Source organism: Streptomyces sp. NPDC055955 (assembly GCF_042270245.1).
Classification (GTDB): Bacteria; Actinomycetota; Actinomycetes; order Streptomycetales; family Streptomycetaceae; genus Streptomyces.
Genome location: NZ_JBHJYS010000002.1, coordinates 84,739 through 101,284, shown reverse-complemented (window position 1 = coordinate 101,284; position 16,546 = coordinate 84,739). Strand labels below are relative to the sequence as shown.

The following is a 16,546-nucleotide window of genomic DNA, read 5'->3' as shown; positions in this document are numbered from 1 at the left end:
GGGACCCGGGATCCGGGTGTACGGGCGGTGCGAGGCACACCCCGGTCCGGGCGATTCAGGTACGTCCACGACAGGTTCCGGGAAAGGCGACTTCCTGAGAGTGGGGTAATGTGCCGCCGCGAAGAATCCGCCCGAGCCGCGCCGAGGCCGGACACGGCGGCCGTCCGAGGGGGAGCTGGATGCTGCAGTCATTGGGGCTGGGCCCGGCCGAAGAGGCCGTCTACACCGCACTGCTGGCCCGACCGACCGCCTGCGCGCAGGACCTCGTCCGGCAGACCGGACTTGACGAGGCCGAGACCACCCGCATCCTGCTCGATCTGACCGCACGTGGTCTGGCCGCGGTCGCCACCGAGGCCGGGAGCGGGGTGTCCGACCCGTCCGACCACGACGCCGGCGCCCGGCCCGCCCGCTACCGGCTCACACCGCCCTCAGTGGCCCTGGCCCCGATACTCGTCGAGCAGCGCAACGCACTGCACCGGGCCGAGACCGCGTTCTCGATGCTGACCGAGCAGTACCGCAGTACCGCCGCGCACCCCGCGGGCAGCGTCGTGGAGGTGGTCGTCGGCGTGGAGCAGGTGGCACACCGGTTCCACCAACTGCAGCGCGGTGCCCAGCGGGAGCTGCTCGTCCTCCTCGTCGGCGCCCCCACCGCGGTGCCGCGCGACGACGCCGAAGTGTCGGAGAGTTCCGCCCTGGACCGCGGAGTCGATTTCCGTGTCGTGGCCGCCAAGGACTATCTCGACGGTCCCGACGTGGCGCGGGACATGAAGGCCGGCATCGCCGCGGGCGTCGAGGTGCGCCTCGCCGACTCGGTGCCGCTGAAGATGGTCGTGTCGGACCGGGAGCGCGCCATGGTGCCCCTCGACATGACGGACTCCGGCGGCGAGCCGAGCGCCATCGTGGTGCACCGCAGCGGTCTGCTGACGGCCCTGGTCCATCTCTTCGAGCGGGAATGGGCCGAGGCCCGGCCGCTGTACGCCACCACCACGGGGGTGCGCGCGCAGCCGGCCACCGAACAGCAGCCGACCGAGGGGGAACTGGAGGTCCTCGCCCTCCTGCTGGCAGGGGTCTCCGACCGGCGTGCGGCCTCTCAGCTCGGCCTCTCGATACGCACCGTGGAGCGGCGGACGCGCCGTCTCATGGACCTCGCGGGCGCTGACTCGCGCCTGCAACTGGGCTGGCACGCGGCCCGTGCGGGCTGGCTCTGACGTCCTGACCGGTCCTGAGGGCCCCTCCTCGACGACCTCGATCCGGCCGGGGCCGCGGCCTGCGGCCCGGGTCTCCACAGTGCCGAGGACTCCGATGACGGGACCTCATGTCGGAATTCCGACATGAGGGAGACCCGTCACGCGCGGCATCACTCCACGATCCGGATGTCTGCCAGGCTGCATCGGCAGCACGGCATGTTCACGGTTTCGAGTGGGGAGATCCATGCGCTCCATAACGCGTATAGCCATGGGCGCGGCTACCGCCGCCGCCCTGGCCGTCACGGCGGTCGCGCCTTCCGGGGCGGCTGATACGCCGCCTGACGGCGCCTCGGGTAAGAGACCCGTCATCGGCAACGGGGCCAAGGCGACGGGCGGCAAGCAGACGACGGTCACGCTCGTCACCGGCGACAAGGTGGTGGTGGCCACCGACAGGTCGGGTCACAGCTCCGCGGCCGTGCTGCCCCGCGAGGACGGCACGCAGCCGGTGGTGCAGACCTACCAGCTGGGCAAGGACCTCTACGTCTACCCCGAGGCCGCCTCCGCGGCGATCGCCGAGGGCAAGGTCGACGAGCAGCTGTTCAACGTCACCGGGCTCATCCGCCAGGGATACGACGACGCGCACACCGACACGCTGCCGCTCATCGCCACCTACCGGAACGGCGTGGACGTCGCGAAGAGCGCGCCGGCGGCTCCTCGCGGCTCCGAGCGGGGCCTGAGCCTCCCGGCTGTGGACGGCGTCGCGCTCGAGGCGGGCAAGGACTCCGCCGCCACGTTCTGGCGGGACATCACCGACACCCGCTCACGTGCCGCCTCCCCGCTGAAGAAGCTGTGGCTGGACGGCAAGGCCGAGGCCACGCTGGACCGTTCCACAGCGCAGGTGCACGCGCCGGAGGCCTGGGCGGCCGGCTACGACGGCAAGGGCACCAAGGTCGCCGTGCTGGACACCGGCGTGGACGCCGAGCACCCGGACCTGGTGAACCGGGTCACCGCGTCCAAGAACTTCACGGACTCGAAGACCACCGACGACAAGGTGGGCCACGGCACCCACACCGCCTCGACGGCCGGCGGGTCCGGAGCGGCCAGTGACGGCCGCAAGAAGGGTGTCGCCCCCGGTACCTCCCTGCTCATCGGCAAGGTCCTCAACGACGAGGGCTACGGTCAGGACTCCTGGATCATCGCCGGTATGCAGTGGGCCGTCGACCAGCACGCCGACGTCGTCTCCATGAGCCTGGGCAACCCCACGATCCGCGACTGCGCCGACCCGATGGCCCAGGCCACGCAGCAGCTCTCGCGGAACACCGACACCCTGTTCGTCGTCGCCGCCGGCAACGCCGGTCCGGCCACCGAGACGGTCTCCTCGCCGGGCTGTGTGCCCGGTGTGCTCACCGTCGGCGCCGTGGACCGTGACGACACGACCGCGGTGTTCTCCAGCCGCGGTCCCGTGGCCGTCACCCACACCCTCAAGCCCGAGATCGCCGCTCCCGGCGTCGACATCTCGGCGGCCAGTGCGGGCGGCCGCGGCGTCTACGCCTACCGCACGATGTCCGGCACCTCCATGGCGACCCCGCATGTCGCGGGCGCCGCGGCCGTCGTCCGCCAGGCCCACCCGGACTGGACCGCGCAGCAGATCAAGGCCGCCCTGGTCTCCTCCGCCCGCACCGGCGGCAAGGTCGCGGGCGCCGACCAGACCGGCGGTGGCGTCCTCGACGTGTTCGCCGCGGTGAACCAGAAGGTGCTCTCCGCACCCGCCGTCCAGGCCGGCAGTTACAACTGGCCGCAGGACGCCTCGGACCGCACCACCGTGCAGGTGCCCTTCACCAACACCGGCGAGAGGGACCTCACTCTGAGCCTGAAGGTCAGCGGTGTGCACGGCAACGACGGCAGCGAGATCCGCTCCGGCATCGTCAAGCCGGCGGAGGGCAAGGTGAAGGTCCCCGCGGGCGCCACGGCTCAGGTGCCGCTGCGGATCGACCCCACCGCCCGTCTGACGGACGCCCAGTACGGTGCGGTCACCGGCCGGATCCTCGCCACCGGAGGCGATGTGCACGTCTCCGTGCCCGTCACGCTCTACGTCCAGCCGCAGACGGTCACGCTCCGGGTCAAGGCCGTCGACCGTGACGGCAAGCCGGCCACCGGCTCCTCCTCCCTGGACCTCGTCAGCCTCGACACGGACAAGGGCGAGCGTCGTACCAACTCGGGCGCGACCGAGCAGACGTACAGCGTGCGCCCCGGCGACTACTCCCTCAGCAGCTTCGTGACGACGTACGGCGCGGACAACTCCCTTGAGTCGGTCAGCTACCTCGCGAACCCGCAGTTGCGGATCACCCGTGACACCACCGTCGTCCTCGACGCCCGCAAGGCCCACCAGGTGAGCGTGCGCACGGACCGTCCCTCGACGGTGACCAACACGACGCTCAGCTACTCCCGTACGTGGGACGACACCTGGGAGATATCCGGGTCGCTCGTGGCCGACCGGACGGTCCAGAAGTTCTACGCGGACATCGACGGACGTGCCGGGAACGGCACCTTCGAGTTCCGGCCCACCTGGCGTGCCTCCGGCTCCGAGGGCGGCTCGCCGTACGTCTACAACCTGTCGTTCCCGACGCGGGGTCCGCTGCACTCCGACCAGGTCTACCGGCCCGACGACGCCAGGCTGGCCCAGGTGGCCGAAACGTGGAACGCCATGGGCAAGGAGGCCGACTACCTCGACGCGTTGTTCCTGCGCCCCGCCGGCAGCAGTGGCTCCTACCTCCCCGTGAGCGCGTTCGGCACGATCCACGTGCCCGTCACCCGCACCGCCTACTACACGACCGGCGACGACGCCTGGTACCACGGCGCGATGACGAGCTTCCCGTTCGCCGCGTTCATGGGCGACCAGGAGCGCAGTTACCGGCCCGGGGAACGGCGTGCCGAGAAGTGGTACGGCGGTGCTCTGCGGCCCGGCGCGGCGCGCGACGCCGACGGCAAGCTGATGCTGGCCGCCGAGCGGCAGGGCGACCTGATGGGCTTCCAGAACGCGCTCTGGGTCGACGGATCGGGCGACCACTGGTCCTACGGCGGGTCGTTCGGCGACCTCGGCAACCTGGAGTTGAAGCGCAACGGTGAGCGGATCGGCGGCAGTTACGATCCGTACGGCGTGTTCCAGGTGCCGGACGAGGACTCCGCGTACGAACTCACCCAGAAGTTGGAGAAGATCTTTTCCGGGGACCGGAACTGGCTGCGCTCCACCGCGGTCACCACCACGTGGAGCTTCCGCTCCCACCGGGAGCCGGACGTCTACTCGCGCGGCCTGCCGATCCTCTCCCCGGTGTACGACCTGCCGGTGGACGGCCTGAACACCCTGCCCGCGAAGAGCGGCATCAAGGTCGGTCTGTCGGTCGAGGGCCACGCCGGGTACACCCCGGCCGCGCTCACCAAGGTCTCGCTGTCCTACTCCTACGACGGCGGCACCACCTGGACCCAGGCGCCGACCCAGAAGAAGGACGGCGAGTGGACGGCTGTCGTCGACCACACCGGTGCCACCGGCAAGCAGGTGATGACGAAGGCCGAGTTCACCGACGCCAACGGCAACGCGGTCACCCAGACCATCACCCGCGCCTACGACGTCCGCTGACCCCACGGTCTCCCGCCGGGCAGCCGTACAGCTCGTGTGAGCCGTACGGGTAGCGGCGGCACGGGCCGAGAGGGGGGGGGGGGCGGGGCGGGGGGGGGGGGGGGGCCCCCCCCCCCCCCCGGGGGGGGGGGGGGGGGGGGGGCCCCGCCGCCCGGGGGGGAAGCCCCCGCCCGGGCGGCCCGCGCCCCGCGCCGGCCCGCCTTGGGGTCCGGGGCGCCCCGGCGCGTGGGGGCCCCCTGCCCCGCAGATCCCGGCCCCCCGCCCCTCTTCGTGCACGGGTGCGGAGGGATCTCAGTAGCCGCGCCAGACGTTGTCGAACGCCGCGTCCTCGATCGCCCTGCGCTGCCGTACGGCCTGCAGCTCCTGGACGGCGGTTCCGACGGCGGCCAGAACCGCCGTGACCGCGTCCCCGGCGAGCTCGGGCGCATCGTCGGCCGGCGCGTCCCGCATTCCGGCGGCGGCCGCCAGGGCGACGAGCACGGGTTCGCCCGCTGCCCAGCGCTCCTCGGCCCGGCGCCGGTCCTGCGAGTCGACCGGTTCCGCCCGCCCGCCCCGCAGCGGATGGCGAAGGCCCCGCGGCCGGGTCGTCAGGCCCTCCCGCTCCAGCTCGTCGACGTACGCCGAGGACAGCCCGCGGCCCCGGCGCCACAGCCAGTCCTCGACCGACTCGTACGGCTCCTGTCGCACGAGAGCCGCGGCGGCCTCGTCCAGCAGGCGGTCCCCGGTGGGCGCCTGGGCGCTGGGCATGATGCGGTCGCCGTCCACGATCAGGCCCTTGGCCTCGATGAGGTCGAACACCTCGGCCCCCGCGAGCGCCAGCGACAGCTCGCCCTGCTCCACGGGGTGGTCGGGTGCGTCGGCCAGGGCAACGATCGCGAGGTCCCGTGCGGTGGTCATGAGCGGCTCCACGTCAGTCGGCCGAGTGCGGGGCGGGAGCGCCGGCGGCTCCCCGGTCGATTGTCGCCGCGCTCCGGGCGATGCGTGCCCTCTTACGACCATGTCGTCCCGGAATCCGATCCGCAGCATGGAGGGGGCCAGAAGATCGTCATCTGTCCGGGGGAGAGACCCGTTCCCCCCGGACCGGTGTCGTTCCGGGCCGGGGGATCGCTCAGTGGCTCCTGAAGGCGTCCAGGATGCGCTCGGCGGCCAGCGTCGCGGTGAGCCGTCCGTCGCGGACCTGCTGTTCGAGCTCCGGCGTCAGGGAGCGGACCGCCGGGTCGGTGTGCAGCCGGTCGAGGAGCTCGTCACGGACCATGGCCCACGTCCAGTCGAGCTGCTGATCGCGCCGGCGGCCGGCGAGGCGCCCGGTGGAGTCGAGCAGGGCGCGGTGCTGTTCGAGCCGTTCCCAGACGGCGTCGAGGCCGGTCGACTCGCGTGCGCTGCAACTGAGCACGGGCGGTGTCCAGAAGGCGTCCTTTCCGTGCATCAGGCGCAGGGCGCCCGCCAACTCCCTTGCCGCTGCCCGCGCGTCGCGCTCGTGCGGGCCGTCCGCCTTGTTGACGCTGATCACGTCGGCCAGCTCGAGGACGCCCTTCTTGATGCCCTGAAGCTGATCGCCGGTGCGGGCGAGGCTGAGCAGGAGGAAGGAGTCGACCATGTTCGCGACCGCGGTCTCGGACTGGCCGACGCCGACGGTCTCCACGAGCACCACGTCATACCCGGCGGCTTCCATCACGATGATCGACTCGCGCGTCGCCTTGGCGACACCGCCGAGCGTGCCGGCCGTGGGGGAGGGACGCACGAAGGCCGCCGGGTCGACGGCCAGGCGCTCCATGCGGGTCTTGTCGCCGAGGATGGAGCCGCCGGTCCGGCTGGAGGACGGGTCGACGGCGAGCACGGCGACCCGGTGCCCGAGACCGGTGAGCATCGTGCCGAAGGCGTCGATGAACGTCGACTTGCCGACGCCCGGCACACCGGTGATCCCGATCCTGCGGGACCGTCCGCTGTGTGGCAGCAGCTCGGTCAGCAGCTCCTGGGCCAGCGCCCGGTGTTGGGGCCGGGTGGACTCGACGAGGGTGATGGCGCGAGCGACGAGCGCCCGCTTCCCGTCGAGAACACCCTTGACGTAGGTGTCGAGGTCGATGGCCATGGACTCACCGGCTCACAGGTCGTCGTGCCCGAGCCCGGCCGCCAGCCGCGTCACCAGGTCGTGGGCGGCATCCGGGATCACCGTGCCGGGCGGGAACACCGCGGCCGCCCCCATCTCCAGGAGCGTCGGCACGTCCTGTGGCGGGATGACACCGCCCACCACGATCATGATGTCGCCGCGCCCCTCCTCGGCGAGTGCCTCGCGCAGCGCCGGTACGAGGGTGAGGTGACCGGCGGCCAGCGACGACACCCCGACGATGTGCACGTCCGCCTCCACGGCCTGCCGCGCCACCTCGGCCGGGGTCTGGAACAGCGGGCCGACGTCCACGTCGAAGCCGAGGTCGGCGAAGGCGGTCGCGATCACCTTCTGGCCGCGGTCGTGGCCGTCCTGGCCCATCTTGGCGACGAGGATGCGCGGCCGACGCCCCTCGGCCTCGGCGAACTCGTCGACGCGGGCCCGGGTGCGGTCCACCGACGGCGACTCGCCTGCTTCGTTGCGGTACACACCCGAGATCGTACGGATCTGCCCGGCGTGGCGGCCGTACACCTTCTCCAGGGCGTCGGAGATCTCCCCGACGGTCGCCTTGGCGCGGGCCGCGTTCACGGCGAGCTCCAGTAGGTTGCCCTCCCCGGCCGCCGCCCGGGTGAGGGCGTCGAGCGCGTCCTGGCAGGCGGTGGCGTCGCGTTCGGCACGCAGACGGCGCAGCTTGGCGATCTGCTGCGAGCGCACCGAGGAGTTGTCGACCTTGAGGACCTCGATCTGTTCGTCGGAGTCCACCCGGTACTTGTTCACCCCGATCACCGGCTGCCGCCCGGAGTCGATCCGTGCCTGGGTACGGGCCGCGGCCTCCTCGACACGGAGCTTGGGAATGCCCGCGTCGATGGCCTGCGCCATGCCGCCCGCGGCCTCGACCTCCTGGATGTGCTGCCAGGCGCGGCGGGCCAGGTCGTAGGTCAGCTTCTCGACGTACGCGCTGCCGCCCCACGGGTCGATGGCCCGGGTCGTGCCGGACTCCTGCTGGATCAGGAGCTGCGTGTTGCGGGCGATGCGCGCGGAGAAGTCGGTGGGCAGCGCCAGCGCCTCGTCGAGGGCGTTGGTGTGCAGCGACTGGGTGTGTCCCTGGGTCGCGGCCATCGCCTCGACACAGGTACGTGTGACGTTGTTGAACACGTCCTGCGCGGTCAGCGACCAGCCCGAGGTCTGTGAATGGGTGCGCAGGGAAAGGGACTTGGCGTTCTTCGGGTCGAACTGCCGCACCAGCTTGGCCCACAGCAGCCGCGCGGCCCTCAACTTGGCGATCTCCATGAAGAAGTTCATGCCGATCGCCCAGAAGAAGGAGAGCCGGGGCGCGAACGCGTCCACGTCCAGGCCCGCCTCCTGTCCGGCGCGGAGGTACTCCACGCCGTCGGCGAGGGTGTAGGCCAGCTCCAGGTCGGCTGTCGCGCCCGCCTCCTGGATGTGATAGCCGGAGATCGAGATGGAGTTGTAGCGCGGCATCCGCTGCGAGGTGTAGGCGAAGATGTCGGAGATGATCCGCATCGACGGCTTCGGCGGATAGATGTAGGTGTTGCGGACCATGAACTCCTTGAGGATGTCGTTCTGAATGGTCCCGGCCAGCTTCTCGGGCGGTACGCCCTGCTCCTCGGCGGCCACGATGTACAGCGCGAGTACGGGGAGCACGGCGCCGTTCATCGTCATCGACACGGTCATCTTGTCCAGCGGGATGCCGTCGAAGAGCTGCCGCATGTCGAGGATCGAGTCGATCGCGACACCCGCCATGCCGACGTCACCGGTGACCCGTGGGTGGTCGCTGTCGTAGCCCCTGTGGGTGGGCAGGTCGAAGGCGACCGACAGGCCCTTCTGGCCGGCCGCGAGGTTGCGCCGGTAGAAGGCGTTCGACTCCTCGGCCGTGGAGAAGCCCGCGTACTGACGGATCGTCCAGGGCTGGTTCACGTACATCGTCGGGTACGGGCCGCGCAGGTACGGGGCGACGCCCGGGAAGGTGTCGAGGAAGTCGAGGCCCTCCAGATCCTGCCCGGTGTAGAGCGGCTTCACCGTGATGCCTTCGGGCGTCTCCCACAGCAGGTCGTCGCCGTCGGTGGCCCGCTTGACCGCGGTGCGCCAGTCGTCCGTGCCGGCGCCGACGGCCGGTGTCCCGAGCTCTACCGCAGAGAAGTCGGGGACGGAAGGGATGGACATCAGGACACTCCCATGCGGTCGAGCGTGGCGGAGAGCGCGGCCACGGCGTCACAGCCGGCGAAGACGTATGTGTCGACCCCGGCATACGGTCCGGGCCGGCCCGCGAGGAACACGTGCCGCGCGCCCGCGGCCCGCAGGGTGCCGGCGGTGGCCTCGGCCTGCTCCTCGTACACCGTGTCGCTGGAGCACAGGCACACCTCCTGGGCCCCGCTCTCCTCGAACGTGCCGTCGGTGACGGGCTCGATGCCGCCGGCCTGGAACAGGTTGGCCGCGAAGGTGAGGCGTGCGGTGTGCGCGGTGGCCGGGCCCAGCGCGGCCAGATACACGCGGGGACGGCCGCCGGTCGCCGCGAGGTGGGCGTCCGAGCGGGCCCGCAGAGCCTCGAACGCCTCGTCCCGCCGCACGCGGGGCAGGCCGCCGGAGGGCGGAGCCTCGGCGGGCACGCGCTCGACCGGCTTCTCATCGAGGTGCGGGAACTCGCTCACGCCGGTGACGGGTTCACGCCGCTCGGCGAGTCGCACGCTGCGCGCCGCCCAGGTCTCGGCGAGCCGTTCGCGGACGAGACCCGAGCGCAGCGCAGCGCGCTGACCGCCCTCGCGCTCGATGGTCCGGAAGAACTCCCATGCCGCGTGGGCGAGTTCATCGGTCAGCCGCTCCACGTACCAGGAGCCGCCCGCGGGATCGATCACCCGGGACAGATGCGATTCCTCGATGAGGATCGTGGAGGTGTTGCGCGCGATACGGCGGGCGAACCCGTCGGGCACGCCGATCGCGCTGTCGAAGGGCAGTACCGTCACCGCGTCCGCGCCGCCCACGCCGGCGGCCAGCGTCGCGACCGTGGTCCGCAGCATGTTCACCCACGGGTCACGCCGGGTCATCATCACCGGCGACGTCACGGCGTGCTGCACCTGGGCGCCCGTCTGCGGCGCCCCGCACACCTCGGCGACCCGGGCCCACAGCCGGCGCGCGGCGCGCAGCTTGGCGACGGTCAGGAACTGATCGGCGGTCGCGGCGAACCGGAACTCCGTCTGCGCCAGGGCTTGTCGAGTGCTGAGCCCCGCCTCGGTGAGCTCACGCAGGTACGCGACGCCGGTCGCCAGCGCGCAGCCGAGTTCCTGTGCGGCCGACCCGCCCGCCTCGTGGTACGGCAGAGCGTCCACGGTCAGCGCGCGCAGGCCCGGGTACTGCCGGGCGCACAGCGCGGCCAGCTCGGTGACCGGCGGGCCGTCGTACCGCAGCCCGGTGCGGGCCTCGTGGCCCAGCGGGTCCGCGCCGAGGTTGCCGCGCGCCGCGTCCGGGGCGATGCCCGACTCCTCGTACAGGCGCAGCAGTTGACGTGCGGCGGCGTCGACTTCGGCGCCGGCGTCCAGGACGATCGGAGCCAGGTCCAGATAGACACCGTCGAGGGCGCCGGGCAGCGCGGCGACGGGAATGCCGGAGGAGCCCACGGTGAGCCACACGGAGGTGACGCCGTTCTCCAGGTCGGCCAGGACGGCTGCCGGGTCGGCGACGGCGTGCCGTTGGCGCACGTCCCAGCCGCCGACGCTGTTCCCCTCGGCGCGTCCGCCGCGTACGAACGGCGCGAAGCCGGGCAGGCCGGTGGCAGGGGCGTCATCGCGCGCGGTGTAGAGAGGGCGGGCGCGGAGCCCGTCCTCCAGCGCGGTGGACAGGGCGTCTTCCGCTGCGGAGCTCGAGACTTCCTTTCCCGACTTGCGCAGGACACCCGAGACCAGGTGCTGCCACTGCTCATATGTCGCGTCAGGAAACTCGGCCGCCAGGGAGAGCCCGTCGTCAGGCAGGACCGTCATGCTCGGATGCTAGGTCAGACCGACAGAAGAGCAGCACACCGTAGGGGTGTGACCTTGTTCTCCTTGCCCAGGGGGCGTGGTTCGTCTATTGGCCGGGAACCGGCCGCTGTCCGTGCGGGACACCCAATGGCATCGGCACGCCTGCGTGCTCTCGGCCGTCGCGGTCGACCGGCGCTGTTCGCCCGTGAGTTGTTCCGTCGCCCAGTCGTCACCGATCGATGCCCTGTGCCATGCGCGTTGACGCGGAGCAACGTTGCCGACCCGCCGGGGCGCGGCGGGTCGGCAACGTTGCTCAGCTGAGGGCCGTTCAGCCCCGCTGTTCGGCCGGGCTCTGTTCGACCGCCGGATGTCCGGTCGTCTGCCGCTCGGCGACGCGGCCGCGGACCGCGAACCAGCCGATGACCAGACCGATGGCGATCAACGGGACACAGGCCACCGACCAGGCGGCGTCACCACCGTCGACGCACATGAGCACCACGACGACGCCGAGGAAGGCGAGCGTGAGCCAGGAGGTGAAGGGCGCGCCGGGCAGCCGGAACGCGGGGCGCTCCAGCTCGCCGCGCAGCGCCTTGCGGCGCAGCACCATCTGGCAGACCATGATCATCACCCAGGTGCCGATCATGGTGATCGCGGAGAAGTTCAGCACGATGGAGAACGCCCGCTCCGGCACGACGTAGTTGAGGACGATGCCGAGGATGTAGCAGCAGGCGGTCAGCAGGACGCCGCCGAACGGCACGCCCCGCTTGTTCATCTTCGTGGTGAACGCGGGCGCCGAACCGGCCAGGCCCATCGAGCGCAGCACGCGGCCAGTGGAGTAGAGACCGGAGTTGCAGCTGGAGAGAGCCGCCGTGAGGATCACGAAGTTCATGATGCCGCTGATACCGGGAACGCCCAGCTTGCCCATCAGCGTCACGAAGGGCGACTCGCCGGCCTTGTACGCGGTCCACGGCAGCAGGAGGACGAGCAGCAGCACGCTGCCGACGTAGAAGAGCACGATGCGCCACGACACGGAGTTGATGGCGCGCGGGATCACCTTGCGCGGGTTCGCGGTCTCGCCGGCGGCGATGCCGACCATCTCGATCGCGGCGTACGCGAAGACCACGCCCTGGATGAGCACGACGGCGGCGAGCAGGCCGTTGGGCAGCATGCCGCCGTGGTCGGCGATCAGCTGCGGGCCCGTGCTGTGGCCGTCGACGGGGTGCCGGCTGGCCAGCAGCCAGCAGCCGATGGCGAGGAACGCCAGGATCGCGGCGACCTTGATGATCGAGAACCAGAACTCGAACTCGCCGAACCAGCGCACGGAGATGAGGTTCGCGACCAGCACCACGAGCAGCGCGAACAGGGCCAGCGTCCACTGGGGAATGTCCCGGAACGCCGCCCAGTAGTGCAGATACATGGCCACCGCGGTGATCTCCGCGATGCCGCTGCACACCCAGTGCAGGAAGTAGACCCAGCCCGCCGTGTACGCGGCCTTCTCGCCGAGGAACTCACGCGAGTACGAGACGAACGAACCGGACGTCGGCCGGTGCATCACCAGCTCGCCCATGGCGCGCGAGATGAAGAAGGCGAACAGGCCGGTGAGCGCGAAGATGACGACCAACGACGGGCCGGCCGCGTGCAGTCGTTCGCCGGCGCCGAGGAAGAGGCCGGTGCCGATGGCGCCGCCGATCGCGATCATCTGGACCTGACGGTTGCGCAGACCGGCGGTGTAACCCCCCTCGCGGATGGCGCCTGTCGCGCCACCCCCGGCCGCAGCGGCAGGGGCCTGCGCCGGCCGGGCCTGCGGCTCGGCTTGTGCTGTGTGCTCCATGTTTCTCCGACGTGCATCGCGGTACACCGCACCCGCGCGCATGCACGCACACACGCGAAAGCGAACGCCGGCAAGCGGCGCGGCATACCTGTTGGACAGGGCCCGTCCCCCCGTACGGCGGGCCGGCAGAGCGGGACAGCGGTGGACCTGGCGTGATGCTGTGCGGATCACGCGAGGAACGCGGTGTCCCCGTGGCGCGCCGCGGGACGACCACGCGGCGACATGCCACCTTAAACCGTTTCCTGGGGCAACTTTTCCCAGGTGGGGAGCGCCCCTACGAAGACGGCCGGTCGGTCAGCCCGAGCAGCGACGCGGCCTGCGCCGCACCGGACTCCGCGACCACCTCGGCCACCGTCTGGGCGGGCCTGACCGGAGCGAACGTCACCGCACCCGTATCCGACACGGCATACCCGTACACAGCGGGACGCGGAAGGCTGTTGTAGTGGAAATGGGTCGAGAAGTAGTAGGCCCCCGTGTCGTACAGGGCGACCAGATCACCGGGCGCCAGCTCGGGCAGCTCCCGCTCCCGCGCCACCAGATCCCCGGCGAAACAGCACGGCCCGGCCACGTCCTGCACCAGCGGCTCGGTCGTCCTGGGCCGGCCGTCGGCGTCGAACGCGCCCACGCGCAGCGGCCACGACTCGGGCACGAACACGGTGCGCGTGGCCACCTGCGCCCCGGCGTGCGTGACGGCGATCCGCCGGCCGCCGGAGGTCTTGGTGTACTCGACGTACGCCATGATCAGGCCCTGCTTGGCCAGCAGCGACCGCCCGAACTCGGTGACGAGCGCGTAGCGCCCGTCGAACAGGCCGGGCACGGTCTCCCGCAGCAGCCGCGCGTACTGCGCGAAGGCCGGGGTCACCTCGTCCGAGGCGAAGTTCACGGGCAGGCCGCCGCCGATGTCGAGGGTGTCGATCTGCTGCCGGCCGACGTGCGCGTTGATCTTCTCCGCCAGCTCGTACGCGGCCCGCACCCCTTCGGCCATCAGTTCCAGCGCGACGCCCTGCGAGCCGGTGTGGGTGTGCAGCCGGGTCATCCACGGGCGCAGCCGGTAGGCGTCGAGCACCCACTGCTCCGCGCCCTCGTCGCGCAGCGCCACGCCGAACTTGGAGGTGGCCGTCGCCGTGCTCATCGCCCCGATCGAACCGCTGCCGACCTGCGGGTTGACCCGCAGCCCCACAGGCGCGCAGCCGACGCCGAGATCGGCGACGACGGCGTCGACACGGTCCAGCTCCTGCGGGTTGTCTGCGTTGACCGCGATGCCGTGGGCGAGAGCGTCACGCAGCTCGTCCAGCGTCTTGGCCGGGGAGTCGAAGACGATCCGCTCGGCGGGGACACCCGCGGCACGGGCCAGTTCCAGCTCACCGGCACTGGCCACCTCCGCGCCCACGCCCTCGCCGTTCAGCAGCGCGAGGACCGGCACGAGCGAGGCGGCTTTCACCGCGAACGTGTGCTGTACCGAGACCCCGTCGAAGGCGAACGCCTCGCGGAGCTCGCGGGCGGCGCCACGGATCCCTTCCACATCGAGCAGGCCGAGGACGGGCGCCTGTGCGCCGACCAGGCCCTGCTCGGCGGCGGCACGCACGGCCGCCTCCCTGCGGAGGACGGATTCCGGGGCCATGGTCATGGGTGTTCCTGCCTTCTCACTGCGCACTGCCGGCTGTGTGCCCGGCGGATCGTTCGCCGGGCGGGCCGCCGACTGCGACGGCCCGCGGGCGGTGTCCACGCCACCGGCTCGTCACCCGTGCGCTCCGCCCCGGTTCACTGTGCGGCCCCGAGCCCCGCGCTGTCTGCGTGCTCCGGCACGAAGTCCGGGCCGCTCCCGTCGTGGCCGCGCACAGGCGTCGGGCCCCGCCCACGCCTCCATGGTGCGCCCGCACGATGCGCAGGGGGAGGTCGTGGTGCGCCCGCACCACACCCGTTCAGGGCAGCGGGATCAGCCCGGCCCGCCGCAGCCCCAGCTCCACCAGCAGCCGTACGTCGGGATCGGTGAGGTCGATGCCGCACAGTTCACCGGCACGGCGCAGCCGGTACCGCAGCGTGTTGGTGTGGACCCCCACGTAGCGGGCCGTGGCCGCCGCGTCACCGAAAAACACCAGGTGCGCGGCGACGGTGCGCGGCAGGTCCGTGCCGTGCCGCTCGTCGTGCTCGAGCAGTGCCGCCACCGCGTCGGCGGCCGACGGCACGTGCTCGGCGACCGCATCGGTCACCCGGAGCGCGTCCATGGCGAACCGGACGTCCTCGGCGCCGGCCGTCTCCGGTCCGCCGCGCTCGCGCAGCACCCGCAGCACCTGGGCGGCCCCCGCACGGGACGCGGCGGCGTCGCCGAGGCCCCCGACGGCGGGCCCCACCGCGACCAGCGGCCGCACCCCGGCGCCGCGCAGCACGGCGGCCAGGTCGCGTGCCAGCCGGTCCACGCCGTCCCCCGCCCCGGTCCCGGCCACCAGGACGTCGAGCCGGTCGCCGTCGCGGTGCGCGAACGCCGGTGTGTGATGCGCCGCCACGCGAAGGGATGCCAGACGGAAGGCCCGGTCCAGTCCGTCCGGGGCGATCGGTGCCCCGGCGGAGGCGGTGAGTACGGTGCACGCCTGTCCGGCCTCGACCCCGAGCACGGCCGCCGCCGCGGACACGTCCGGCGGGCGCTCCTCGAACAGGGCCCGCACCGCGTACCGGCGGCGGCTGGCGGCGGACCGGGACCGCAGGCGGTGGTGCAGCAGATGCGGTACGGCGATGACGGCCGCCTGCCGCAGGGCGTCCCGGGCTCCGGACGGCAGCGGTTCACCGTCGGCGGCCGCCCACAGCGAGCCGAGGATCTCGTCGCCGGCCCGCACGGCGACGGCGAGGCGTTCGGGGAACCGCGCGTCAGCGGGCCGGTGCACCACGTCGCCGCTCGCCCACAGCGTGGTGAGGAAGCCGCTCTCGGCGAGTTCGGTCACTCGCCAGCTCGGCACCCGGCGGCCCAGGATCGTCAGCCTGCGCAGCGGGTCGGCGGTGTCGGCGGTCGGGGAGTACGCCAGGACGTTCGACTCGGGGTCCTCGACGGTGATCGCGCCGCCCACCAGCGCGGCCAGCGCCAGGGCGAGGCCCGGCAGATCACCGAGCGCCACATCGGCCGACGCCTCGGTGGGCGCCGCCGTACCGGTACGGGCGATGGCCGCCCGCAGCAGCCCGATCAGCTCGCCCCACTCGATCCACGGGGCCCGGGCGAGCAGGGCGGTCGACACCTCGTCGGCCGCCTCGGCGAGCGAGGGCGCGACCCCCTGAGCGCCACGCCGCAGCACCACGGCCGCCGCCCCGGCGCGGTCCGCGGCACGCAGCACGCCCGCGGCACCCGGCGCGGACGTGTCGACGCCGGGCGCGATGAGGATCCGCCCCCGTGCCTGCAAGGTCTCGCCCTCGTCGAACACCCCGGCCCCGCTCACCGGCACGTCCGTGCCGCACGGCGCCCGCAGCACCTCGACCACCTCCGGCCCGACCACTCCGACGGCCTGCCCCAGCGTGGGCGAACCACCTCCGTGCGCGGCGGCGTCGGGCGAGGGAGGAGGGCCGGGCGGGGAAAGCTGCATGACCCAAGTGTCACCGATGCCGCCCGGCCGACGGCCCAGGGTGAGCACCCACCCGGCTCCGGAACCGATCGTGGTGCCGTCTTCTCCACGGTTTCGGCCGGATGGGGCCGAGGGGTGTCCCCGGGATCACCGGGTACTCGGGCTGGGTCGTGTCGGCCGTCCCCTGCGCGTTGCGGGGACATCCGCCGGGCGGCAGTCATGATCGAACGGGAGAACACTGGAGCAGCGTCGGATCGAGTGCCTGGAGAGATGG

Annotated in this window: 9 protein-coding genes; 2 read left to right on the top strand and 7 right to left on the bottom strand. The window is 72.2% G+C overall.

Annotated features, from left to right (window positions below):
• The first annotated feature begins 179 nt into the window (after positions 1 to 179).
• Positions 180 to 1,208: a helix-turn-helix domain-containing protein gene (locus tag ACFC96_RS03745; protein ID WP_340456718.1), complete on the top strand. Its 1,029-nt coding sequence runs from the start codon at positions 180 to 182 to the stop codon at positions 1,206 to 1,208.
• Between the two features lie 223 nt (positions 1,209 to 1,431).
• A complete protein-coding gene (locus ACFC96_RS03740; RefSeq protein ID WP_376610013.1) occupies positions 1,432 to 4,821 on the top strand; it encodes a S8 family serine peptidase in 3,390 nt (1,129 codons plus the stop codon).
• 291 nt (positions 4,822 to 5,112) lie between these two features.
• Here ACFC96_RS03740 and ACFC96_RS03735 read toward each other — a convergent pair whose 3' ends face one another.
• The 7 genes from ACFC96_RS03735 to ACFC96_RS03705 form a co-directional block, all read right to left on the bottom strand.
• Positions 5,113 to 5,718: a GPP34 family phosphoprotein gene (locus ACFC96_RS03735; RefSeq protein WP_340456716.1), complete on the bottom strand. Its 606-nt coding sequence runs from the start codon at positions 5,716 to 5,718 to the stop codon at positions 5,113 to 5,115.
• Positions 5,719 to 5,929: 211 nt separating this feature from the next.
• Complete coding sequence (gene meaB, locus ACFC96_RS03730; RefSeq protein WP_340456715.1) at positions 5,930 to 6,910, bottom strand: methylmalonyl Co-A mutase-associated GTPase MeaB; 981 nt, start codon at positions 6,908 to 6,910, stop codon at positions 5,930 to 5,932.
• Positions 6,911 to 6,922: 12 nt separating this feature from the next.
• A complete protein-coding gene (gene scpA / locus ACFC96_RS03725; RefSeq protein WP_376254168.1) occupies positions 6,923 to 9,109 on the bottom strand; it encodes a methylmalonyl-CoA mutase in 2,187 nt (728 codons plus the stop codon).
• Entirely contained in the window at positions 9,109 to 10,917 is a 1,809-nt protein-coding gene (locus ACFC96_RS03720; RefSeq protein WP_376610011.1) for a methylmalonyl-CoA mutase family protein, read from the bottom strand. Before ACFC96_RS03720 ends, scpA begins: the two co-directional genes overlap by 1 nt.
• 307 nt (positions 10,918 to 11,224) lie before the next feature.
• A complete protein-coding gene (locus tag ACFC96_RS03715) occupies positions 11,225 to 12,727 on the bottom strand; it encodes an amino acid permease (RefSeq protein WP_376610009.1) in 1,503 nt (500 codons plus the stop codon).
• A gap of 274 nt (positions 12,728 to 13,001) precedes the next feature.
• Positions 13,002 to 14,348 carry a diaminopimelate decarboxylase gene (locus tag ACFC96_RS03710; RefSeq protein ID WP_340456763.1) on the bottom strand — a complete coding sequence of 449 codons (1,347 nt, stop codon included), beginning with the start codon at positions 14,346 to 14,348 and terminating at the stop codon, positions 13,002 to 13,004.
• Positions 14,349 to 14,649: 301 nt separating this feature from the next.
• Positions 14,650 to 16,293: a PucR family transcriptional regulator gene (locus ACFC96_RS03705; protein ID WP_376254162.1), complete on the bottom strand. Its 1,644-nt coding sequence runs from the start codon at positions 16,291 to 16,293 to the stop codon at positions 14,650 to 14,652.
• Positions 16,294 to 16,546 lie beyond the last annotated feature (253 nt).

Coding starts and splice junctions, on each gene's coding strand:
- ACFC96_RS03745 (WP_340456718.1), top strand. CDS start 180: ATGCTGCAGTCATTGGGGCTGGGCCCGGCCGAAGAGGCCGTCTACACC.
- ACFC96_RS03740 (WP_376610013.1), top strand. CDS start 1,432: ATGCGCTCCATAACGCGTATAGCCATGGGCGCGGCTACCGCCGCCGCC.
- ACFC96_RS03735 (WP_340456716.1), bottom strand. CDS start 5,718: ATGACCACCGCACGGGACCTCGCGATCGTTGCCCTGGCCGACGCACCC.
- meaB (WP_340456715.1), bottom strand. CDS start 6,910: ATGGCCATCGACCTCGACACCTACGTCAAGGGTGTTCTCGACGGGAAG.
- scpA (WP_376254168.1), bottom strand. CDS start 9,109: ATGTCCATCCCTTCCGTCCCCGACTTCTCTGCGGTAGAGCTCGGGACA.
- ACFC96_RS03720 (WP_376610011.1), bottom strand. CDS start 10,917: ATGACGGTCCTGCCTGACGACGGGCTCTCCCTGGCGGCCGAGTTTCCT.
- ACFC96_RS03715 (WP_376610009.1), bottom strand. CDS start 12,727: ATGGAGCACACAGCACAAGCCGAGCCGCAGGCCCGGCCGGCGCAGGCC.
- ACFC96_RS03710 (WP_340456763.1), bottom strand. CDS start 14,348: ATGGCCCCGGAATCCGTCCTCCGCAGGGAGGCGGCCGTGCGTGCCGCC.
- ACFC96_RS03705 (WP_376254162.1), bottom strand. CDS start 16,293: ATGCAGCTTTCCCCGCCCGGCCCTCCTCCCTCGCCCGACGCCGCCGCG.